The organism is Ideonella azotifigens, assembly GCF_021043325.1.
Taxonomy (GTDB): Bacteria; Pseudomonadota; Gammaproteobacteria; order Burkholderiales; family Burkholderiaceae_C; genus Ideonella; species Ideonella azotifigens.
In genome coordinates this window covers 21,791-42,461 of record NZ_JAJNKD010000024.1, presented here as the reverse complement: position 1 = coordinate 42,461, position 20,671 = coordinate 21,791, and the positions used below count along the sequence as shown (strand labels likewise).

The 20,671-nt window shown below is 67.9% G+C and carries 29 protein-coding genes; 12 read left to right on the top strand and 17 right to left on the bottom strand.

Features of this window, described 5'->3' with window-relative positions:
* Nucleotides 1-19: 19 nt before the first annotated feature.
* From LRH25_RS30270 to LRH25_RS30260, 3 genes are read right to left on the bottom strand one after another with little or no spacing between them, the layout of a single operon-like run.
* Nucleotides 20-739 (bottom strand): cytochrome b/b6 domain-containing protein, encoded by a 720-nt coding sequence (locus LRH25_RS30270; protein ID WP_141287493.1) that lies wholly within the window; start codon nt 737-739, stop codon nt 20-22.
* On the bottom strand, nt 711-1,205 hold the full coding sequence (locus tag LRH25_RS30265; protein WP_141287492.1) for a diheme cytochrome c: 495 nt from the start codon (nt 1,203-1,205) through the stop codon (nt 711-713). Before LRH25_RS30265 ends, LRH25_RS30270 begins: the two co-directional genes overlap by 29 nt.
* 38 nt (nt 1,206-1,243) lie before the next feature.
* Nucleotides 1,244-1,660, bottom strand: coding sequence for a DUF1924 domain-containing protein (locus LRH25_RS30260; RefSeq protein ID WP_141287491.1), 417 nt, complete (start codon nt 1,658-1,660; stop codon nt 1,244-1,246).
* 179 nt (nt 1,661-1,839) lie between these two features.
* Between LRH25_RS30260 and LRH25_RS30255 the strand changes: the two genes are divergently transcribed.
* Nucleotides 1,840-2,799: a cation diffusion facilitator family transporter gene (locus tag LRH25_RS30255; protein ID WP_141287490.1), complete on the top strand. Its 960-nt coding sequence runs from the start codon at nt 1,840-1,842 to the stop codon at nt 2,797-2,799.
* Between the two features lie 112 nt (nt 2,800-2,911).
* On the opposite strand, the gene LRH25_RS30250 is transcribed toward LRH25_RS30255, so the two are convergent.
* From LRH25_RS30250 to LRH25_RS30225, 6 genes are all read right to left on the bottom strand, one after another.
* Nucleotides 2,912-3,391 (bottom strand): VOC family protein, encoded by a 480-nt coding sequence (locus tag LRH25_RS30250; RefSeq protein ID WP_141287489.1) that lies wholly within the window; start codon nt 3,389-3,391, stop codon nt 2,912-2,914.
* A 103-nt stretch (nt 3,392-3,494) separates the two neighbouring features.
* Nucleotides 3,495-3,905 carry a PIN domain-containing protein gene (locus LRH25_RS30245; RefSeq protein ID WP_231013117.1) on the bottom strand — a complete coding sequence of 137 codons (411 nt, stop codon included), beginning with the start codon at nt 3,903-3,905 and terminating at the stop codon, nt 3,495-3,497.
* 8 nt (nt 3,906-3,913) lie between these two features.
* A complete protein-coding gene (locus LRH25_RS30240; RefSeq protein WP_141287487.1) occupies nt 3,914-4,198 on the bottom strand; it encodes an antitoxin in 285 nt (94 codons plus the stop codon).
* A gap of 84 nt (nt 4,199-4,282) precedes the next feature.
* Nucleotides 4,283-4,741 (bottom strand): nucleoside deaminase, encoded by a 459-nt coding sequence (locus tag LRH25_RS30235; protein ID WP_141287486.1) that lies wholly within the window; start codon nt 4,739-4,741, stop codon nt 4,283-4,285.
* Between the two features lie 6 nt (nt 4,742-4,747).
* Entirely contained in the window at nt 4,748-5,383 is a 636-nt protein-coding gene (locus LRH25_RS30230) for a flavin reductase family protein (RefSeq protein ID WP_141287485.1), read from the bottom strand.
* Between the two features lie 21 nt (nt 5,384-5,404).
* The gene (locus LRH25_RS30225) at nt 5,405-6,493 is read right to left on the bottom strand and encodes a BMP family ABC transporter substrate-binding protein (protein WP_141287484.1); all 1,089 of its coding nucleotides are present in this window, start codon (nt 6,491-6,493) and stop codon (nt 5,405-5,407) included.
* A 303-nt stretch (nt 6,494-6,796) separates the two neighbouring features.
* Between LRH25_RS30225 and LRH25_RS30220 the strand changes: the two genes are divergently transcribed.
* Nucleotides 6,797-7,507: a GntR family transcriptional regulator gene (locus LRH25_RS30220; protein WP_141287483.1), complete on the top strand. Its 711-nt coding sequence runs from the start codon at nt 6,797-6,799 to the stop codon at nt 7,505-7,507.
* 15 nt (nt 7,508-7,522) lie between these two features.
* On the opposite strand, the gene LRH25_RS30215 is transcribed toward LRH25_RS30220, so the two are convergent.
* Nucleotides 7,523-8,407, bottom strand: a complete 885-nt coding sequence (locus LRH25_RS30215) for an aldo/keto reductase family oxidoreductase (RefSeq protein WP_141287482.1) — start codon at nt 8,405-8,407, stop codon at nt 7,523-7,525.
* Nucleotides 8,408-8,516: 109 nt separating this feature from the next.
* Here LRH25_RS30215 and LRH25_RS30210 point away from each other — a divergent pair, with 109 nt between their 5' ends.
* Nucleotides 8,517-9,428 (top strand): LysR family transcriptional regulator, encoded by a 912-nt coding sequence (locus LRH25_RS30210; RefSeq protein WP_231013116.1) that lies wholly within the window; start codon nt 8,517-8,519, stop codon nt 9,426-9,428.
* Between the two features lie 3 nt (nt 9,429-9,431).
* Here LRH25_RS30210 and LRH25_RS30205 read toward each other — a convergent pair whose 3' ends face one another.
* From LRH25_RS30205 to LRH25_RS30190, 4 genes are read right to left on the bottom strand one after another with little or no spacing between them, the layout of a single operon-like run.
* Nucleotides 9,432-9,842: a hypothetical protein gene (locus LRH25_RS30205; protein ID WP_141289325.1), complete on the bottom strand. Its 411-nt coding sequence runs from the start codon at nt 9,840-9,842 to the stop codon at nt 9,432-9,434.
* 41 nt (nt 9,843-9,883) lie between these two features.
* Nucleotides 9,884-10,591: a tetratricopeptide repeat protein gene (locus LRH25_RS30200; protein WP_231013115.1), complete on the bottom strand. Its 708-nt coding sequence runs from the start codon at nt 10,589-10,591 to the stop codon at nt 9,884-9,886.
* Between the two features lie 4 nt (nt 10,592-10,595).
* Complete coding sequence (locus tag LRH25_RS30195; RefSeq protein WP_141289323.1) at nt 10,596-11,543, bottom strand: 2-hydroxyacid dehydrogenase; 948 nt, start codon at nt 11,541-11,543, stop codon at nt 10,596-10,598.
* Nucleotides 11,540-11,956, bottom strand: a complete 417-nt coding sequence (locus LRH25_RS30190) for a VOC family protein (RefSeq protein WP_141289322.1) — start codon at nt 11,954-11,956, stop codon at nt 11,540-11,542. Before LRH25_RS30190 ends, LRH25_RS30195 begins: the two co-directional genes overlap by 4 nt.
* Nucleotides 11,957-12,097: 141 nt before the next feature.
* Between LRH25_RS30190 and LRH25_RS30185 the strand changes: the two genes are divergently transcribed.
* The 4 genes from LRH25_RS30185 to LRH25_RS30170 all read left to right on the top strand — a co-directional run bounded on the left by LRH25_RS30185 (nt 12,098) and on the right by LRH25_RS30170 (nt 14,703).
* Entirely contained in the window at nt 12,098-12,262 is a 165-nt protein-coding gene (locus LRH25_RS30185; RefSeq protein ID WP_170200963.1) for a hypothetical protein, read from the top strand.
* Between the two features lie 170 nt (nt 12,263-12,432).
* On the top strand, nt 12,433-13,332 hold the full coding sequence (locus LRH25_RS30180) for an RNA polymerase sigma-70 factor (RefSeq protein WP_141289321.1): 900 nt from the start codon (nt 12,433-12,435) through the stop codon (nt 13,330-13,332).
* Nucleotides 13,333-13,451: 119 nt separating this feature from the next.
* Complete coding sequence (locus LRH25_RS30175) at nt 13,452-13,907, top strand: carboxymuconolactone decarboxylase family protein (protein ID WP_141289320.1); 456 nt, start codon at nt 13,452-13,454, stop codon at nt 13,905-13,907.
* 55 nt (nt 13,908-13,962) lie between these two features.
* Entirely contained in the window at nt 13,963-14,703 is a 741-nt protein-coding gene (locus LRH25_RS30170) for a DUF72 domain-containing protein (RefSeq protein ID WP_231013114.1), read from the top strand.
* Between the two features lie 28 nt (nt 14,704-14,731).
* Here the strand turns inward: LRH25_RS30170 and LRH25_RS30165 are convergent, their stop codons facing one another.
* The gene (locus tag LRH25_RS30165) at nt 14,732-15,742 is read right to left on the bottom strand and encodes an SDR family oxidoreductase (protein ID WP_231013113.1); all 1,011 of its coding nucleotides are present in this window, start codon (nt 15,740-15,742) and stop codon (nt 14,732-14,734) included.
* A 113-nt stretch (nt 15,743-15,855) separates the two neighbouring features.
* Between LRH25_RS30165 and LRH25_RS30160 the strand changes: the two genes are divergently transcribed.
* Both LRH25_RS30160 and LRH25_RS30155 read left to right on the top strand, forming a co-directional pair.
* Nucleotides 15,856-16,977 (top strand): metallophosphoesterase, encoded by a 1,122-nt coding sequence (locus LRH25_RS30160; protein WP_231013112.1) that lies wholly within the window; start codon nt 15,856-15,858, stop codon nt 16,975-16,977.
* An 87-nt stretch (nt 16,978-17,064) separates the two neighbouring features.
* A complete protein-coding gene (locus LRH25_RS30155; protein WP_141291998.1) occupies nt 17,065-17,271 on the top strand; it encodes a hypothetical protein in 207 nt (68 codons plus the stop codon).
* Nucleotides 17,272-17,281: 10 nt separating this feature from the next.
* Here the strand turns inward: LRH25_RS30155 and LRH25_RS30150 are convergent, their stop codons facing one another.
* Entirely contained in the window at nt 17,282-17,776 is a 495-nt protein-coding gene (locus LRH25_RS30150) for a DUF1579 domain-containing protein (RefSeq protein WP_141291997.1), read from the bottom strand.
* A gap of 18 nt (nt 17,777-17,794) precedes the next feature.
* Entirely contained in the window at nt 17,795-18,505 is a 711-nt protein-coding gene (locus tag LRH25_RS30145; RefSeq protein WP_231013111.1) for an NIPSNAP family protein, read from the bottom strand.
* Nucleotides 18,506-18,587: 82 nt separating this feature from the next.
* Here LRH25_RS30145 and LRH25_RS30140 point away from each other — a divergent pair, with 82 nt between their 5' ends.
* From LRH25_RS30140 to LRH25_RS30130, 3 genes are read left to right on the top strand one after another with little or no spacing between them, the layout of a single operon-like run.
* Nucleotides 18,588-19,565, top strand: a complete 978-nt coding sequence (locus tag LRH25_RS30140) for a helix-turn-helix transcriptional regulator (protein ID WP_231013110.1) — start codon at nt 18,588-18,590, stop codon at nt 19,563-19,565.
* Between the two features lie 57 nt (nt 19,566-19,622).
* A complete protein-coding gene (locus LRH25_RS30135; protein ID WP_141291421.1) occupies nt 19,623-20,051 on the top strand; it encodes an excisionase family DNA-binding protein in 429 nt (142 codons plus the stop codon).
* Between the two features lie 6 nt (nt 20,052-20,057).
* Entirely contained in the window at nt 20,058-20,669 is a 612-nt protein-coding gene (locus tag LRH25_RS30130) for a PIN domain-containing protein (RefSeq protein WP_141291419.1), read from the top strand.
* The last annotated feature ends 2 nt before the right edge of the window (nt 20,670-20,671 follow it).

Sequence of the window (20,671 nt, the reverse complement as noted above, 5' to 3'; positions counted from 1 at the left end):
TTGTCCTCGTCCTGATCTTTCAGTCGTCGTCATCATCGTCGCGGTCATGCCCGGCGGTGAAGCCGGAGGCCGCATCCGGGCCGCCTGCCACTGGCGCGCTTTGCCACTGCAAGGCCCAGAAGCCCAGCACAGCCACCAGCATCAGCACCGCCACGCTGCGCCATGTGCTTCGCACGCCATCTTCCGGGCGCCCCGCCTTGCGCCCGGTCACCATGGCGGCGACCAGGCTCTCACGGTGCATCCAGCTGCCAAGCAGCACACCCACGATGTGGACACCCACCAAGGCCAGCATGGCGTTGGCAGCGCCCTCATGGAGCTCTTCCAGCCACTCACCGCCAATGTCGCTGTAGGTGGCCCAGCCCGTTGCCGTCACCAGCGCAGTCAAGCCCAGCAGCGCCACGATGGCGACCGCGCCCGCCGGGTTGTGCCCCACATGATGCTCGGGCTGGCCGTGTACCAGGCCGCGAAGGTAGCGTGCAACGGCCGCCGGGCCGCGCACGAAGCTCGCAAAGCGCGCGTGGCGGCTGCCAACCAGGCCCCACACGAGGCGGAACACCAGCAATCCGGCCATCGTGTAGCCCAGCGTCACGTGCACCAGGCGCCAGCGTTCGCTCTCCGCTGTCAGGTAGGCCCCGGCGAAGCTGAACACCATCAGCCAATGGAAGACGCGAACCGGCGCGTCCCAGACCAGCACCTTTTGGGCGGGCGCCTCAGCGCGGAATTCGGACCCTGTGTTCATTGAAATCTCCTTGATCGGCACCGGTGTGGCAGGCAGCGCAGTTCGATGCGCTCTTGATGGATGGCCGCTTCCAGACGGCTGCGGGCACTTCGTCGTGCTGGCGCACAAACCAGGCTGAGCGGGTGATGCGGTCCTCAGGCGGCGCCTCCTGCGCGCGGCGTCCGGTCGCAGCGTTTGCGCTCAGCCAGGTGGAAAGCGAGCGCACTACCTCGGGGTCGAGCGAGGCATCGGTGCCGAAGTGATTCGGCAGCCGGGTCATCAGGTGCTGCCAGGACGCCGCTGGCAGCATCCCCGGCGGGTAGGCCACGTGGCAGGCGGCGCACTCTGTCTTGTAGCTGGGCAGCATGGGCGGCGCCGGCGCGCGCCGCTCCTCTTCAGCAGCAGCGCGGCCACACAGGCCAAGGGCCAGGGCAGCCGCCAGCGCCCAGGCGGCAACGGGTGGCGGGACAGCAGGATCGCGGGGCATGGTGGACTTTCGATGCGTCGACATTCGGGGCGGCTCGCTCACGGCTTGAGCGTCATCAGCCAGCTCAGCACGTCGGCCTTCTCGGCCGATGTGCATTCGCGCCCGACGACGTCATTGCAATTGCGGCGGAACCACTTTTCGGTCTTCGCTTGATCAGTGAAGCGCTCGGGGTTGAAGGCCGGCGCCAATGCGCCAATCGGTTTGCCGGTACTGGCGTGCTGGCCAGCCTGGACTGGCACCGCGCCGTGGCAAGAGGCGCAACGCCACTCCCGGCCGTGCGTCACATTGAAAAACTGCTGGCCGCGTGCCGGCTGAGGCGCCGTGCCGGCCTGCGCGCTGTAGGCGCTCAGGATCTCGGCGGGGGTGGCGGCCAGGGCATGAGCCCCCGGCCCGGCGAGGGCGGCCAGCGCGGCCAGGGCCTCCGGCAAGAGGCGAACCCAGTACAAGTGCTTCATGGCAACTCCTTTGTTGCGATGATGGCCAGCGCGTCTTAGCGTTGCCTTAAGGTGTCCTCAAGCTGCGTGCCCGATGATGTGGGTCTGCTCAGTGCGCCCGCCGGCCGCCTTGCGTTGCATCAAGCGACGTCGCAAACGCTGGTGTTGAATGGGTCGGCCCCTTGCTGGCCGCTCGTGAAATGAACTTCAAACAAGACTTCGCCGACGATCCCGAAGACCTGCAGCACACGCCAGCCGAGCGCGCCGCCGCAGGCGCGCGCAGCACCTGGGTCAGCGTGGGGGTCAATCTGATGCTCACGGCCACGCAGGTGACCGTTGGCATCCTGGCCAAATCCCAGGGCCTGGTGGCAGACGGCATCCACTCGCTGTCAGACCTGGTGGCCGACTTCGTGGTGCTGCTGGCCGGCCACCATGCCCAGAAGGACGCCGACGAAGACCACCCCTACGGCCACCAGCGCTTCGAGACCGCGGCCTCGCTGGTGCTGGGTGCGCTGCTGCTGGCGGTGGGCGTGGGCATGCTGTGGTCGGCGTTTCGCAAGCTGGAGCAGCCCGAGCTGGTGCAGCAGGTCCATGTCGTCGCACTCTGGGTGGCCGGCGGCGCGCTGGTGGCCAAGGAGCTGCTGTTTCGCTACATGCTGGCGGTGGCCAAGCGGGTGAAATCCAGCATGCTGGTGGCCAATGCCTGGCATGCCCGCTCAGACGCTGCGTCCTCGCTGGTGGTCGGCATCGGCATTGCCGGCAACCTGGCGGGTTACCCGATTCTTGACCCCATCGCCGCGCTCATCGTCGGCTTCATGGTCGCCAAGATGGGCTGGAGCTTCGCCTGGGATGCGTTGCACGACCTGACGGACCGTGCAGTGGACGAGCAGGAAGTCAGCGCGATCCGGCAGACACTGGCAGCCACGCCCGGCGTGAAAAACGTGCACGACATCCGCACCCGCAAGATGGGCGACATGATCGTGGTGGACGCCCACCTGGAAGTGGATGCGACCCTCAGCGTCGAAGCCGGCCACGACATCGCAGTCGTTGCCCGGCAGCGTGTGCTGCAACGCCACCGCGTGCTGAACCTGATGACCCACGTGGACCCCTGGCGCCGCCCCGACCTGGACCACGCCAAGCTGCCGCCCTCTGCACGCTGAGGGCCGACGCGGCCGAAGCCGCGTGCGTCCGGGTCACCGAAGAGGCGCAGGCGATGTGCATGACCATCGCCCGGTGCTCACTGGCCACGCCCACCGCTGAGGCCGCGGCCTCTCAGCCTCGCCGCGCCTTCTCGATCGCCGCGATGTCGATCTTGCCCATTGTCATCATCGCCTCGAAGGCACGCTTGGCCGCGGCCGGGTCCGGGTCGGTGATCGCGTCCATCAGCACCCGCGGCGTGATCTGCCACGACAGGCCCCACTTGTCCTTGCACCAGCCGCATTCGCTTGCCTTGCCGCCGTTGGACATGATCGCGTTCCACAGCCGGTCCGTCTCCGCCTGGTCGTCCGTCGCGATCTGAAACGAAAACGCCTCGCTGTGCTTCATCGCCGGCCCGCCGTTCAGCCCCAGGCAAGGAATGCCCGCCACGGTGAACTCAACAGTCAACACGTTGCCCTGCTTGCCGGCGGGATAGTCACCCGGCGCGCGGTGCACCGCGGTCACCTTGCTGTCCGGAAAAATCTCGGCGTAGAAGGTGGCCGCATCGAACGCGGCATCGTCGTACCAGAGGCAGATGGTGTTCTTGCTGGCCATGTCGGGTGTCTCCTGCAGGGTTGAGGCGAACAGTATGTCGCCCACCACGGCCGGCCAAGCCATCGTCCAGGATGCTGCCAGGGTCCTTGAAACGAAGACCGACTCAAGAAGCCTGGCCCCCACCGTCCCGGAGCCAATTGACCACGGTCAGCCCTGCCACGCGGGCAAAGTGCCGTTCGTTGTCGGTCACGAGCACGGCGCCCATCGCGAGCGCGTGCGCCGCGATCATTTCGTCGAAGTCTCCGATGGGCGTGCCGGCCAGGCGCAGTTGCGCGCGCAGGCGGCCGTGGGCCTCGGCTGCAGCCTGGTCCCAGGGGGCCGTGGTCGTTGCAGCGAAGAACAGTCCGGCGGCTCGCGCCAGCTTGGTGGCCTGCGGCCGCAAGGCCAGGCCGAAGCAGATTTCGGCGTGCGTGATCGCCGATATGCACCAGGCGGAGCGGTCCAGGTCCTGCAGCTTCGCATCCATCGCGGCAGAACCGCGCATGACGGCGCTCACCGCGTTGGTGTCAAGCATGTAGAGCGTCATGCGCCCTCACCGGCCGGCTCGTCGTCCATGCCGGCGAATGGATCCCGAACCTCCCGGCCCTGTGCCCGCTCTGCCTGCGACAGGAAGCCCTCGGGCACCGTGCCGATCTCTGCCCGCGCCGCGATGAACGCCGCGTAGGGCTCGCGCGGCTGATCGGAGAGCACCACGTCACCGTCAGCGTTGCGGCGCACGTAGACCACATCCCCGGCAAACCGGAACTCGGCTGGCAAGCGGATGGCCTGGCTCCCGCCAGTCATGAAAACGCGCGCCCGCTTGACCATGGCCTGCTCCTCATGAGTCGATGTATGTACATGGTATACCTATACCCCATCAAGAACAACCCTGCTGAGAGAACGCCGCCGCCGTCAAGCATGCGGCGCCAAAGCCGCCACAGCCTCTTCCCTCAGCAGCGGGCCAAGGACCTCGACCAGAGGCGAGCCAGACGCCAGCACATCCGCACACCGCGCACCCAACGATGGCCCGCCAAGCGCGGCGCCAATGTCTGGCGTCGTCGCGCCAAACACCACGCGCGTGATGCCGGCCCAGAACATCGCACCCGAGCACATCGCACACGGCTCGCCGCTGGCGTAGACCGTCGCGCCGCGCAGCGCGTCCGGGCCCAGTTGCGCGGCGGCTTCGCGGATCAGCACGACCTCGGCGTGGCCGGTGCAGTCGCTTGTGGTGACCTGGTTGTTCAGCGCGGTGAGCAGCGTCTGGCCGTCTTTCACGAGGACCGCGCCGAAAGGCATGTCGCCGCGGGCACTGGCCTGGCGGGCGGCGGCGATGGCGCTGCGCAGGTGGACTTCGTCTTGTGCGTGGGACATGGCGGGTCAGATCTCGTCGATGGGCGTGCTGCGGGCTTCTTCGTCGGGCTCGGCAATCGCGAAGCGGTCGCGCGAGCGGGTGTAGAAGCTGGCGCCGAAACGGGCCACGGGAAAATAGTCTTGCAGGCGCACGCGCCAGCGTTCGGTGTCGATCAGGCCCTCGCGGGCGTGCAGCGCCAGCACGCGGCCGAAGAAGACGTGACGGCTCTCGTTGGTGAGCTGCTCGTGCAGCACGCACTCGAAGGCCACCGGCGCCTCGACGATGGTGGGCACGCTCACCGCCTGCGAGGGCTGCAGCGTGAAGCCCACGGCGTCCACCTCGCTGTGCTCGGGCGGCAGCGAATCGCCGCAGGCGTGCATCTGCGCAGCAATGCCCTCATCCGGCAGGTGCACGACGAATTCGCCGTGGCGCAGGATGTTGGCCGCTGTGTCCTTCATGCGCCCTTCCCCGTTCAAGCGGTTCACGCTGACCATCACCAGCGGCGGGTCCTCGCCCACCATGTTGAACATGGAAAACGGCGCGGCATTGACCACCCCGGTGAGGCCCAGCGTGGTGACCAGCGCGATCGGCCGCGGCACGATCAGGCTGGCCATCAGCTTGTAGCGCTGGTAGGCCGTGAGCGCGGTGAAGTCGATGTGCATGGCTTGTGATCTTCCAGGTCTTCAGGGCTGCTTGCCGAGGATGCCGTCGACGTACCAGTTCATGGTCCACAACTCCTTCTCGGCCAGGGCCTGGCCGGCGGCCACGCGCTGCTTGCCGCCCTGGTCCACGATGGGGCCGGTGAAGGGCTGGAATTTGCCCGCCAGGATGGCGGCCTTCTTTTCCTCGAACAGCGCCACGGCTTCCCTGGGCACCGAAGGGCCCAGCGGCGCAAGCTGCACGATGCCTTCTTTCATGCCCCACTTGGTGTCCTCGGACTTCCACTGGCCGGCCAGCTTCTGACGCACCTTGTGCACGTAGTAGACGCCCCAGTTCAGCGTGTTGGCGCTGAGGTGCGCGGTGGGGCCGAAGCGGGTCATGTCGGAGTCCTGGCCGAAGGCCCACACGCCCTTGCTTTGCGCCAGCTGCACGATGGCCGCGGAATCTGTGTTCTGGTACATCACGTCCGCCCCTTGGTTCATCAGCGTGAGCGCGGCTTCGCGTTCCTTGGGCGGGTCGTACCAGGCGCTGATCCACACGACCTTGGCGGTGATCTTGGGGTTCACGCTGCGGGCGCCGAGCACAAACGCGTCCAGGTTGCGAATCACCTCGGGAATGGGGAAAGGCGCAACGTATCCGAGGACGCCGGTCTTGCTGCGCTTGGCGGCCAGGATGCCCAGCAGGTAGGCGCCTTCGTAGAAACGCGTCTGGTAGACGCCGAGGTTGGGCGCGGTCTTGTAGCCGGAGCAGTGCTCGAAGGTGATGTCCGGGAAGTCCGCGGCCACGCGTGCGGTCGGGTCCATGAAGCCATAGGACGTGGCGAAGATCATCTTGCAGTCGTCCTGGATCAGCCCACGCATCACGCGCTCGGCGTCCGGCCCTTCCTGCACCTTCTCGACGAAGACGGTCTGCACCTTGTCGCCAAATTCCTTCTCGATCATCTTGCGGCCGAGGTCGTGCTGGTAGGTCCAGCCGATGTCGGCCACCGGGCCCGAGTAGATGAAGCCGATCTTCAGCGGCGGGTTGGCCGCGCGGACGGGGGCAGACGACAGGGAAAGCGCCGGAGCGGCAAGGCCCAGGCCGGCGGCATGGAGGAAATGGCGACGTTGCATGACAGGCTCCAAGGGAACAACAAGGGTTGGCGACCAGGTCCAGGCCGCTTTGGAAGCTTCACGCATGCAAGAAGTATAAATATTGTATACGTGAATTTCAATCGCCGTATGCAATGTGTGTGCCAGCGAATACACACCTTTCGCCCATGGCTCTGCCTCGATCTGGGGATCACGGCCGGGGAAACGCACTCCGCCTCAGTGCGTCCGCACAAGTCTTGTGCACACAAGATCGCGCATGCAGTGCGCCATGGCGGGCGAATCTGGTATACATGAAGTCCTCCAGATTCCCGCTTCAGCGCTGCCGTGAGCCTCTCCAAGAAAGCCGACACCGCCTACCTGGCGATCCGCCGGGCCATCATCGAACACGCGCTGGTCCCGGGCACCAAGCTGCCGGAAGACCCGCTGGCGGAGCAGTTCGCGGTGAGCCGCACGCTGATCCGCGCCGCGCTGGCCCGGCTCGCGTCAGACGGGCTGGTGGAGATCGGCAACAAGCGCACGGCCACCGTCGCCCGGCCCAGCCTGGAAGAGGCGCGCGCGGTGTTCGAGGCGAGGCGCTGCATCGAGGCGGAGATCGTGCGACTGGCCGTTGCGCGCCTGAAGCCCGGCGCCATCCAGATGCTGGAGGCGCATGTGCGCGAGGAAGACGCGGCGGCCGGCGCCAAGCAGGGCACGGCCTCAATCCGCCTGGCCGGCGAGTTCCACATCAAGCTGGCCGAGATGGCCGGCAACCCGGTGCTGGCGCGCTACCTGTCTGAACTGGCCACGCGCTGCTCGCTGATCCTGGCCGTCTACGGTCGCCCGCACTCGTCAGACTGTGCCGTCAACGAGCACCGGGACCTGATTCAGGCGCTGCGCGAGAAGAACACCGAGCACGCTGTCAGCCTGATGGATGCGCACCTGCACGGCATCCAGGACCGGGCGCTGCTGCCCGAGCGCCAGGCTTCGGACGAGGACCTCGGCAGCATCCTGGCGCCCTACGCGAAGGCGGCGGCAGACACGGCCGGCAAGACGTAGCCGGCCAGAGGCACCTCAATGCGCCGGCGCGCTGCCGGCCGCAATCGTCTCCAGCCGCGCCACCGCTTCGGCCGGCAGTTGCAGCTCAGCCGCCGCCAGGTTCTCGTGCAGGTGGGTGATGGACGAAGTGCCCGGGATCAGCAGCAGGTTGGGCGAGCGCTGCAGCAGCCAGGCCAGCGCCACCTGCATCGGCGTGGCGCCCAGCGAAGTGGCCACGTCCGACAGCACGCCGGACTGCAGCGGCGTGAAGCCGCCCAGCGGGAAAAACGGCACATAGGCGGTGCCTTCGGCGGCCAGCTGGTCCAGCAGCGCGTCGTCTGCGCGCTTGGCCAGGTTGTACTGGTTCTGCACGCAGGCGATGGGGCAGATCTTGCGGCCTTCCGCCACTTGCCTGGCCGTCACGTTACTCAACCCGATGTGGCGGATCAGGCCCTTTTGCTGCAGCTCGGCCAGCACGGTGAGCGGTGCCTCCAGCGAGCCTTCGGCCGGGCCGTGCACGTCGAACATGGCGCGCAGGTTGACGACCTCCAGCACGTCCAGGCCGAGGTTGCGCAGGTTGTCGTGCACCGCCTGCTGCAGCGCCTCGGCGGAAAGCGCGGGCATCCACTCGGCGTTCGGGCCGCGCAGTGCGCCCACCTTGGTGACGATGGTCAGGTCGTCCCGGTAAGGGCGCAGCGCCTCCTTGATGATCTGGTTGGTGGCGTGCGGGCCGTAGAAGTCGCTGGTGTCGATGTGGTCAACACAGCTCTCCACCGCGGCGCGCAACACCGCCACGGCGGCTGCGCGGTCCTTGGGCGGCCCGAAGACGCCGGGGCCGGCCAGTTGCATCGCGCCATAGCCCACGCGCTTCACCTGTCGGGTGCCGAGTTGGAAAGTACCGGCTTTGTCGATTGCGTTCATGAGGTTTCCTTTCGAAGTGGGCTCACTGTAGGCAGCCAGGCCGCGTACGATAAGTACCTTCAATGCGCACGGGCCGTGCGCGAAACCGAACAATGCACAAGGAACTTCGATGGCCGAATCACTGGCCGACCTGGCGCTTTTCGTGGCCGTGGCCCGCGCCGGCGGCTTTCGCGAGGCGGCGCGCACCGCCGGCATCAGCGCCTCGGGCCTGAGCGAAGCGGTGCGCCGGCTGGAGGCCAGCCTGGGCGTGCGGCTGCTGCATCGCACCACCCGCAGCGTCGTACCCACCGAGGCCGGCGCGCGCCTGCTGGACCGGCTGGCGCCGGCGCTGGTCGAAGTGGAGGCCGCGCTCGACGTGGTCAACGGCTTCCGCGACCGCCCCGCCGGCACGCTCAGGCTCAACGTGCCGGCCAGCGCCGCACGCCTGGTGCTGCCGGCGCTGGTGCCGCCCTTCCTCGCCGCCTACCCGGACATCCGGCTGGAAGTGACGGTCGACGAAAGCTTTGTCGACGTGCTGGCTGCCGGCTGCGACGCCGGCATCCGCTACGACGAGCGGCTGGAGCAGGACATGATCGCCACGCCCATCGGCCCGCGCCAGCAATGCATGGCCACCGCCGCCTCGCCCACCTACCTCGCAGCGAGAGGCCGCCCCGAGCACCCGCGCGACCTGCTGCAACATGCCTGCCTGCGCGGGCGTTTCGCCAGCGGCGCCATGCCGGGCTGGGAGTTCGAGCGCAACGATGAAGTCATCACGGTGGAGCCCACGGGACCGCTGGTCGTGCGCGTGGGCGGCGCAGGCGTGGACCTCGCTGTCGACGCAGCCATCGCCGGCTGCGGGGTCATCCACCTGTTTGAAGGCTGGCTGCAACCGCACCTGGCCAGCGGCGCGCTGATACCCGTCCTCGAAGACTGGCGCCGCCCCTTCACCGGCCCCTTCCTCTACTACCCCGGCCGCCGCCACCTGCCCGCGCCGCTGCGGGCGTTCGTGGACTTCGTGCAGGCGGCCCAGCGCGAGGCCTGAGCGTCAGAAGAAACCAGCCAGGAAGGCCGTTGCCTCTGGCGACAAACCCACGATCTTGTCGGTCGCCTGCCGGTAGAACTTGAAGTTCAATTCCGTCTCCGGCCGGCCGTCGTTCCAGTCCGAAAACGGCTTCAGTTCCGCGCGGCCCAGGCGACGCTTGGCGAGCCCGGTGCGCGCCACGGTGATGCTGACCCGTGGGGTCTGCCGCTCGACGCCTGGCATGCGCGGCACCGCTGCCGCCGCCGTCACGACACCACGCGCCACCAAGCCCATGCCACCTTCGTTCTCGCTGGCGAACAGGTAGACCACATCACCCACCGCAATCGTCTTGCCGCCGTACATGGTTTTCTGGCGGGGGAAGCGGAAGGTTGAGGCTTGAAGGTCGGGAATCTTGGTCTTGATGGCGAATGACATGATGCCGATTCTTGCGACCCATGGCCCCTCGGCCGCCTCGACTACTTGCTTCGCTGCTGCTCGATGTAGCTCAACTCGTTCAGCGCCACCTTGTTGCCTGGCTCGAATTCCAAGGACTGCTTGAACATTCGCTCGGCGTCATCCCAGCGTTGCAGGTCGATCAGCGCCGACCCCATGCCACGCAACGATGCGCCCTGATACGGCCGCTGTGACTCGTAGCGCTGCGACAACTCAAATGCATGCCGATATTCAGCCAGTCCTTCCTCGGCCCGCCCGAGCCGACCAAGAACGTAGCCTGTTTCAGCGGCAGTGCCAGCGGACACCGGTGCCACGGCTTCGATTGACTTCAACAAGGCCATTGCGGCAGCAAAGTCCTTCTTCTCGACGGCAAGGAAAGCTTGAAACTGCAGGCATTCCTTGTAGCCCCAATCGATCCACTCGAACTTCACATCGGTGGTCTTGCTGAATTCGCCGAACTCGACAGGCGACTGGAAGACGTACTGCTTGAGGCTCGGATCAAACATGGCCTCGAAAGCACGCCGAATGGCCGCAGCTTTCTCTTCGGCCTGCGCCCACCGGGTCGCGCGCACCAATTTTGCAAGTTCCTCGGTTTCCGGCCGTAGTTCGACGCCCTTTGCGGGCATGGCGCGCAATTGCATCTCTGTCGTGACGCCTTGAACCTCGGCCGCTATCGAGGAGAGCGGTCCGAATGCCAAAGCCAGCAGTGAAAGGATCAAGAGACGTTTCATGATTTCAGTACCCACGGCCCAGGTTGATTGCCGGTGGCAATTCACCAGTTTGCCGCCAATTCCCAACATTCCCTGCGACGATCGCCGCCGCCGTCCCCAGGTCCGTCGGCCCCGAACAATGCGGCAGCACCGTCACCCCCGGATGCTTCCATTGCCACTCGCTCGGCGGCAACGGCTCAGTCGCAAACACATCGAGCACCGCATGCGCAATCTGGCCGCTGACCAGCGCCGCCCGCAAGGCCTCGTCATCCACGATCCGCCCGCGCGCGAAGTTGATGAGTTGCGCGCCGCGTGGCAGCCAGGCCAGTCGCTCGGTGTTCAACAGGCCGGTGGTTTGCGGCGTGAGCGGGAGCAGGCAGACGAGGATGTCGCAGGCGGTGAGCATGGGCTGCAGTTCATCGTCGCCGGCAAAGCAGGTCACGCCTTCGATGGCCTTGTGCTTGCGGCTCCAGCCTCGGACCTGGAAATTGGCGGTGAGCAGGCGGCGGGCGGCTGCTTCGCCAAGAGCGCCGAGGCCGAGCAGGCCCACGGTGCGTTGGCGGGCGGGCACGTAGGGCTGAGACTGCCAGATGGCCTCGGCCTGCTGGCGGGCGTAGCGGGGCATGTCGCGGTGCAGGTAGAGCGTCCAGGCGAGCACGGCTTCGGCCATGGTGTCAGCCAGCTGCGGGTCGACCAGGCGGACGATCTTCAGCGGCGTGTCACCCAGCTCTGCCACCAGCCGCTCCACGCCGGCCCAGACGCTGTGCACCCATTGCAGCGCCGGAAGCTGGCGCAGGTCTGCAGGCTCCGGGTTGGCGACCACGGCGACGGTGCAGGTGGCGCGTTCTTCGGCGCTCAATGCGTCGAAGCGCACGACGCGCTCGCCTGGCATGGCTTGCTGCAGCGCCTGCACCCAGGCATCGGTTTCACTGTCGCCAGCGCGGGCGACAAAGGGGATGGCGCCTGCCGTCATGCGGCGTACACCGCATCCAGGTCCGCGAAGCCCTTGACCTCGATCGGGTTGCCCGAAGGGTCCAGGAAGAACATCGTGGCCTGCTCGCCGGGCTCGCCGCGGAAGCGGATGCTGGGTGCCAGCACGAAGTCCACGCCTGCGGCGCCGAGCCGGTCCGCCAGGGCTTGCCAGGCGGGCAGCGCCAGCACCACGCCGAAGTGCGGCATGGGCACCATGTGTTCGCCGACGCGGCCGGTGTTGGCCACAGGAAACGGTTCGCCCAGGTGCAGCGAAAGCTGGTGGCCGAAGAAGTCGAAGTCGACCCAGGTGTCGGTGCTGCGCCCCTCTTCGCAGCCCAGCAGGTTGCCGTAGAACTGCCGGGCCTCGTCCAGGCTGCGGACGTGGATTGCCAGGTGAAACAGTGAGGTGGCCAAGAGGCGCTCCGGTGGGTGAAAAGCAAGCCCCAAGGGTAGCGCGCCCGGCCCGCCCATGCCCCAATGTGCGGTAGCGCACAGACCGGCCGCGCTTCCACGCGTACAAGCCATGTCCTCACAACGCTTCAGAAAGCCTTTTTCATGGCCAACAACATTGCCGCACACAAGCACCGCACCCGCCTCCATGTGCTGCGCGACCGCGTGAAAGCCGCGCTGCGCGACACCAAGCGCGGGCTGGCCGGTGCCAAGGAGCGGCTGGCGATGCACCAAGCCAATCGCGCCGCCTACCGCGCCGCGAACCCCTGAGATCCTGGCCCACTGCGGCCACCTCTCCGGCGCCTGCCGAGCCAGCTCGCAGGCGCCCGCAAACAGTTTGACCCTGGCCCCGCGGGATGCGGCAATCCAAGGTCCACTGCCACTTTGCGAAAAACAGCCTCGCGCTGTCACAAACTACCGGGCCGCTCCGTCTAGGCTTCATGCCGACTGATTCGAGCCAGCCCATGACCACCACCCCTGACGCCTTCGCCGCCACGCGCCCGCGCCTGCACGCCATTGCCTACCGCATGCTGGGCACACGGGCCGACGCCGAGGACGTGCTGCAGGACGCCTGGTTGCGTTGGCAGCAGGCGGACCAGGCGGCGCTGCAGTCGGCCGAGGCCTGGCTGGTGACTGTCGTCACGCGGCTGTCCATCGACAGGCTGCGCGCGGCCAAAGCGGAGCGGGCCGACTACATCGGCTGCTGGCTGCCCGAGCCACTGGTGGAGGTGGAAGAGCGCACGCCGGAAACCATGGCCGAGCTGGCGAGTGACCTTTCGGTCGCCTTCATGTGGGCACTGGAGCGGCTGACGGTGGACGAACGTGCCGCCTTCCTGCTGCGCCAGGCCTTCGACCGCGACTACGACGAGATTGCCGCCATGCTGGGCAAAAGCGAAGCCGCCTGCCGGCAACTGGTGCACCGGGCCACCGAGCGTGTGCGCCAGGGCCAGCGGCGCTTCGAGGTGCCACGCCACACGCACCGCGAGCTGCTGGCGAAGTTCATGCACGCGGCGCAGACCGGCCAGACCCAGGCCATGGAAGCGCTGCTCGCGGCAGATGCCGAGTTCGTGGGCGACGGCGGCGGCAAGATGCCCGCGTCTTCCAAGGTGCTGCAGGGCGGCCACCGCATTGCCAATCTGTACGGCGTGCTGCCAAGCAAGGTCGAAGGCGGCGTGGACTACCGGCTCGCCGAGGTCAACGGCGAGCCGGGCCTGCTGCGCTACTTCGGCGGCCAGCTGGAATCGGCCCAGGCCTTTGTGACGGACGGCGAACGCATCGTGGCGATCTACGTGGTGCGCAACCCGGACAAGCTGCAAGGCATTGCACAGCAGTTGCATTGAGATCGCCGCGAGATTTTTCGGCTTTTTCGGTGAGGCTGTCACAGGCGCCCAAGTCGCCGCGTCTTGATGAGTGAGAGGGCCGCAATCGTGCTGGCCCGGCTTCACGAAAGACAGCAACCATGACCGCCCACGCCCCCCGCGTCGCCTATTCCCAACTCGCCCCGCAGGCCTTCAAGGGCCTCTACCAAGCCTCTGGCGCGCTGCGCAAGGACCGCCTGGGCGCCCGCCTGGTCGAACTTGTGTTCCTGCGCGTCTCGCAGATCAACGGCTGCGCCTACTGCATGGACATGCACTGGCAGGACCTGGTCAAGCTGGACGCCGACCCGCGCCACCTGAACGCCGTCGCCGGCTGGCGCGAGGCGCCGTTTTTCAGCGAACGCGAACGTGCTGCGCTGCGCTGGGCCGAGCTGGTGACCGACATCCCGCACAAGGACGCCAGCGACGAAGAGTTCGCGTTGCTGAAGGCCGTCTTCTCCGACGAGGAGATTGCCGACCTGGCCTTCGCCATCGCCATCATCAACGCCTGGAACCTGATCAGCGTGAGCATGCGCAACCCGCTGCCGCAACAGGCCTGAGCCCCACCGGCACCCGGCTTGCCGAGAGACCGCATCGTCGGTTTCAAGGCATGTCATGCACATCGGCACCGCAGGGTGGTCCATTCCCAAAGAGGTGGCGACGGCATTCTCGGGCGAGGGCCAGCACCTGGCGCGTTATGCGCTGGTGATGAACTGCGCCGAGATCAACACGTCCGCCTACCGCCACCATGCGCCGGAGGTCTACGCCCGCTGGGCGGCCATGACGCCGCCGGACTTCCGCTTTGCCGTGAAGCTGCCGCAGGCCATCACGCACGAGGCGCAGCTGCGCCGGGCGCGCAAGCCGCTGCAGCAATTCCTCAACGAAGCGAGCGGTCTCGGGGACAAGCTGGCGGTGCTGCTGGTGCAGTTGCCACCATCGTTCGCCTTCGAGGCCAGACCGGTGCGCAGCTTCTTCGGTTTGCTCGCAGAGCTGTACGCCGGCGCGGTGGTCTGCGAGCCACGGCACAAGACTTGGTTCACCCCTGCGGCAGACCGCGTGCTTGCCGGCCTGAAGGTGAGCCGCGCTGCGGCAGACCCGGCCAAAGTGCCCGAGGCCGCCCTGCCCGGCGGCTGGCTGGGCCGGCAGGGCGACGGCAGCGGCGCACTGCTCTACCACCGCTGGCATGGCTCGCCCCGCGTCTACTGGTCCCGCTACGAAAACGCATGGTTGCGCCAGCAAGCCCGGGCACTGCGCGCCTGGCCGGCCGGCGCCGATTGCTGGTGCGTGTTCGACAACACCGCCGCTGGCGGCGCGCTGCCGAACGCGCTGGCACTGCAGGGCTTGCTGCAAGCCTGAGCTGCGTCGACGACGAAGTGACAGGCGATCAGGCCAGCCGCCGCGGCCGGGGACGCAGCGCTGCCAGCGCCACCAGCGCCACCAGCGCCACCAGCGCGAGTGCGCCCAGCGCGTAGGCGCCGAGCTTGCGCGCAGCGGCGTGCCGCGCGTCGCGGTAGCCGCCGTCAATCGCGTGGCCTTGCGTCGGCGCGAACAGGTTGCCTGCGCTCACCGCCGCCGGGTCGGCATGGGCCAGCGAACGGTCCATCAGGCCATAGGTGGTGCTGGCGACCAGGTCCGGTGCCAGCGCATGCGCCAGGCGGGCCGGCCAGGCCACGGCGCCGATGCTGACGGTGGGCCGCGGGTTGTGCACCAGGTCCACGAACAGCAGCGCCACCTCGCGCGGGTCCACCAGCGGTGAAGGCGGCTTCAGGTGCTTGCCTGTGTAGTTGGCGCCGTGCGTGAAGCCGGGCGTGTCGACGAAGGTCGGGTAGACGGCACACACGTGCACGTCCGGCAGGTCGCCCAGTTCGGCCCGCAGCGCCTCGGTGAAGCCGCGCAAGCCGAACTTGCTGGCGGTGTAGGCGGTGGCAAATGGCGAAGGCGTCCAGCCACCCAGCGAGATCATGTTGATCAAGGTGCCCTGCTTGCGCGCGCGAAAGTGCGGCACCACAGCGTGCGCGCCATTCATGTGGCCGATCAGGTTGGTCTCGATGATGCGGCGGTGCGCCTGCGCCGGTGTGTCCTCGAAACGACCGACAGCGCCGACACCCACGTTGTTGATCCACACGTCAATGTGGCCAAAACGACCGATGGCCGCCTCGGCCAGCGCCTGCACCATGGTCGCGTCGGTCACATCGGTCGGCACCACCAGCACGTCGGCGCCAAATTGCCGGCATTCGGCCGCAATGCCTTCCAGCCCCTCACGGCCACGCGCCGCCAACACCAGTTGCGCGCCGTCTCGGGCAAAGGCCAGCGCCCCGGCCCGGCCAATGCCGCTGGAGGCGCCTGTGAGCACGATGACCGGTTGCGTGGACGGCAACAATGGGTTGGCGGACATGGGATCTCCCTGTTGGGCGGAATGGGGCGAAATGGGGGCGAAAACCTGGAATGACTCGCCACAAGCGGCAAACCGTGTTCCCGCCGGCTTGAAGCGCCGGGGCCTGTCCCCACATGGGCACGATGCCCATCCTCCTGCTGACTGCGCTGCTCCACCTCTACATCGGCTGGCGCATCGCGCCGCAGTTGCCGGGGCCCTGGGCCAGCGGCCTGCTCGTCGCCGTGCTGGTCGGCTCTGCGCTGCTGATCCCCGCAGCCTTCTTCGGTCGCAAGGCGCGCGAGCGCAGCAGCGCAGACCGCTGGACCTGGGCCGGCATGACGGCGCTGGGCCTGTTCTCGATGCTGTTCGTGCTGACCTTGCTGCGCGAATTCGTGCTGCTGGCGGCCATGCCCTTCGCCTCGCTGCCGCCGCTGGCCGTGCCCAGCGCCGAGGCGGTGCCGCTGCTGGCCCTGGTCGGCGTGCTGCTGGGCTTCATGAATGCCAGGCGCACCGCCCACGTGCGGGACGTGAAGGTGCCGGTGGCCGGGCTGCCGGCTGCGCTGGAAGGCTTCACCATCGCCCAGATCACCGACGTGCACATCGGCCCCACCGTCAAGAAGCCGTATGTGCAGGCCATCGTCGACCGGGTCAACAAGCTGCAGGCCGACGCCGTGGCCATCACGGGTGACCTGGTGGACGGCCGCGTGCAGGACCTGCATGACGACGCCGCGCCTCTGGCCGGCCTGCGCTCGCGCCACGGCACGTTTTTCGTCACCGGCAACCACGAGTACTACAGCGGCGCGCCGGAATGGGTGGCGCTGCTGGGCAAGCTGGGCCTGCGCGTGCTGACCAATGAACACGTGGTGCTGCAACACGGCAGTGCGCAGCTGGTGATGGCCGGCGTGGCCGACTTCAGCGCCGGCCACTTCGAGCCCGAAAACCGCAGCGACCCGCAGCGCGCGATGGCCGGGGCGCCGGCCGGCGCAGGTGCCAAGGTGCTGCTGGCCCACCAGCCGCGCAGCGCACCCGCCGCGGCAGACGCGGGCTTCGACCTGCAGCTTTCCGGCCACACCCACGGCGGCCAGTTCTGGCCCTGGAACCTGTTCGTGCCGCTGCAGCAACCCTTCACCGCCGGCCTGCACAAGCTGCGCAACCTGTGGGTCTACACCAGCCGCGGCACCGGCTACTGGGGCCCGCCGCTGCGCCTGGGCGCGCCATCGGAAATCACCCGGCTGCGGCTGGTTGCCGCGAGCTGAGGCATGATGCAGCGCAGCGCTGCACGCCATCCCCAAACTCTCGGCGAGCCGGCCAGGCCGGCAGCTGTCCGCAACGAGGATTTGACGTTGAACACCCCTGACGAAATGCTCAGCCGTGGCCTGCTCACGGCAGACCAGCACCACCAGATCAGCGCCTGGATTCACCATGCCAAGACGCCCGAGGCCATCATGCAGATGCCCGCCCCGCTGTGGCAGGCGCTGTCGCTGGCCAGCGTGTTGATGAACGTGGACAGCGAGCTGACCCAGCCGCCGAGCTTCGACCTGGGGGCTTGAGCCGCTGCGCTCAGCCGGCCACGCGCTCGATGCGCTCGAAGCGCATGACCCAGTTGACCTCCCAGGTCTGGCCGCCATCGGTCGAGAAGGCCTGCTCCCAGCCGGGCGAGTCGCTGCGGGTGTCGGTCCAGCGGAAACGCACGCGGATGGGCTGGCCGTTGAACCGGTCGTCGGCGTAGAACAGGCCGGTGCCCTGGTCATCGAAGCTGCCCAGCATCGGCGTGTCGAGCTGGTGAGGATGGCGCTGGTCCAGCCACCAGATGGCCCATTGCCGCGTCTCGCTGTTGAACGAGCGAAGCGTCACCGCGCGGTAGCTCCCGGCCGGCAGGTGCAGCAGGTTGTCGTCCACATTGCCGGCGCCGCCCAGCAGCGGCCGCGTCTCGCAGGCGCCGGAAAAGGTTTCCCATTCGTTGCAGCCAGCCAGGCGCTCGCGCAGGCGGCGGTGCTGCACCTGCCAGTGACCGTGGAAGAAGTCGAAGTCGTGGGCGTTGGAAGCGTGGTTCATGGTGTCTCCTTTGAAAACTCAGGCGTGCAGCGCTGAGCGAGGGGTGGGCAGCAGCCGCAGCTGCTGTGTGGGACGGGCAAGCCATGGCGCGAGCGCCGGGCCAAAGCCGGCCCAGGCGTCCAGCGCAGCGAGGTCCGCGAAGATGGCCACGCAGACCAGCACCGACTCGCCTTCGCGCACCGGCAGCGCCGGGAAGTTGTTGGGCGTCGCTTCGGTGACGAACCAGGCCTGCTGGCGGACGCCGGCACTGGCCAGCTGCGGCGCAAGCGTGTGCCGGCAAAGGGCCAGCAGGTCGTCGCTGGCCGGCGCCGCGAGCGGATGGACGTGGACGGCGCAGGTACCGGCGGGCGCCGCAACCCGCGGCGCGGGCGCTGCCAAGCCCGCGCCAGGCCACGCAGGCCGCAACAGCAGCACGTCGTCCGAATCGATCATCGTGGCGTTGGCCGCATCGCGGTGCGCCTGCCAGACCGGGCCGCCATAGAAGGCCCCCAGGCTGGCCGGTCGGCTGGCCATGTCGGCAAAGCCGCGCAGCCAGACGAAGCGGTCGGCATCGTCAAGGTCACAAAACTGGCCCAGGACCGCCAAGCCCGCCGCTTCCTGCGATTCGATGAACTCGCGCTCGAAGAGCCCGATCAGGCGGTCGCGCTGGCCGGGGTGCAGCGTGTACCGGCGCAGCTCGACGACGGCGCAGTCGGGCGGCGCTGTGACCGAGGAAGCAGTGGGTGTCATCGGTGTCTCCATGGCAATGAAGGCGATGATCGGCGGCATAAGATGACACCTTCTGTCATGTTTAGCGCCGTGCGACAAAACCATGAAAGCCAGCCGCCTGCTGTCCATCCTGATGCTGCTGCAGTCCCGCGGGCGGCTCACCGCTGCGGCGCTGGCGGAGGCCCTGGAGGTGTCCGAGCGCACCGTGCTGCGCGACATCGACCAGCTCTCCGCTGCCGGTGTGCCGCTGTGGGGTGAGCGCGGCAGGGCCGGCGGCTTCCAGTTGCGCGAGGGCTGGAGCACCCAGCTGACCGGCATGACCGAGCCCGAGGCCAACGCCTTGCTGCTGGCCGGCCTGCCCGGCCCGGCCACCGAGCTGGGCCTGGGCGCTGCGGCCGCATCCGCCCGCCTGAAACTGCTGGCCAGCCTGCCCACCGGCTGGCGCGAGCAGGCCAACCAGGTCGGCGAGCGCCTGCACATCGACCCGGTGGACTGGTACCGCGCGCAGGACACGCCCAAGTACCTGCGCGAGGTGGCCGACGCCGTCTGGCACGCCAGGCGCCTGAAGGTCCACTACGACAGCTGGCGTGGCGCCGTCGAGCGCGAACTCGAGCCACTGGGCCTGGTGCTGAAGGCCGGCGCCTGGTACCTGATCGCACGCAGCACCGGCCAGCCGGGCGCACGCACCTACCGCCTCGCCAGCCTGCTGGACCTGGCATTCACCGGCACGACCTTCCAGCGCCCCCGCAGCTTCAACCTGGCCGAAACCTGGCGCGCCTCCGCCGCCCGCTTCGAGGCCGAGCTGCGCACGCTGCAGGCCCACGTACGCGTGTCGCCACGCGCCCTCGGCTGGCTGCGCAACAGCCGCCTTCCCGCAGTCCCGCTGCCCGGCGCCACCCCGTCCGCCGACGGTTGGCAGGAAGTGCTGATGCCCATCGAATCCATCGAACACGGCGCACGGCAGTTGCTGGGCTGGGGCGCCGAAGTGGAAGCGCTGGCACCGGCCGAGTTGCGCGCACTGGTGCTGAGCATGGCGCAGGCGGTGGTGGCGCGACTGGAAGCCAGCGGCGCGGCGATCTGACCGGACTGCCGGTTCGCAAATTTCGCGTATTTCGAGCCAGCGGCTAAACTTCTCTGCATGAAGGCTGCATCCAAACCCGGCACCACGGCCTTGACCGTGAACATCGAGATCGATCCGCTGATCGAAGTTGTTCGTCGCCACGTGAAGCTCTCGGCGCAGGCCAGCCGCCTGATCCGGGGCGACCTGGCGAAGCTGTTCCAGCACCCCGAAATCCGCAGCGGCGCCAAACGCGCAGCAGCGAAGCCAACAGCGCCAGCGGATCCCGTGCTGAGCACCCAGGAGGCCGCAGCCCTGGTCGGCATGTCCAGGCCTTACATCGTCGCGCGCATCGAGGCGGGCGACATTCCCCTGCACCAGCGCGTTGGCAATCAGCGCCGGGTGCTGAAGTCGGACGTGCTGGCCTGGCATCAGCGCGAGCAGACGCAGCGCCGGCGGGCCATCGCCCAGCTTGGCGCAGACCTGGACGACGAGATCTTTGCAGGTTGAGCAGCATTGATCCCTGTTGTCGCCGATGCGGACACGCTGTTTGGCGCCACCACGCGGGGCCTGCTGATCCACCTGGACTACCGCGGTGCCATACGCCTGCACTGGAGCCCACTGATCCTCGATGAACTGAGCCGCGCCCTGGTCGACACCGGGCGCAAGCCGGATCTTGCTTCCGCCAGACGCCACGAAGCGCTGATGCGCACGGCGCTGCCCGAAGCCGAGATCGCGACGGCTCAGGTCCAAGCTCAGTTCAGCGCAGTTGCCACTGCCATGCGCTCGGCGAAAGACATTCATGTCGCCGCCTGCGCGCAAGCCGTGCGCATCGGGCTGTCCGGACTCGACGCACCTGTGGTCCACCTCGTCACCCACAACCTGCGCGACTTTGGCATTCGCAAGCTCTCTGCCCTCGGCATCAAGGTCATGCGCCCGGACGTTTTTCTGACTGCGCTGTTCGAACAGTCGCCCCGTGAACTGGCATCGGCCTTTGCGTCCCTGCGCGCCACGCTGCGCTCAGCGCCCACACCCGAGCTGTTGTTGTCACGACTGGCCGCCGACGGACAGTCGCAGGCAGCGGCAGCCTTGCTCAAACGCTGGCAGCAAGACGACTTCGCGCTTTGAGA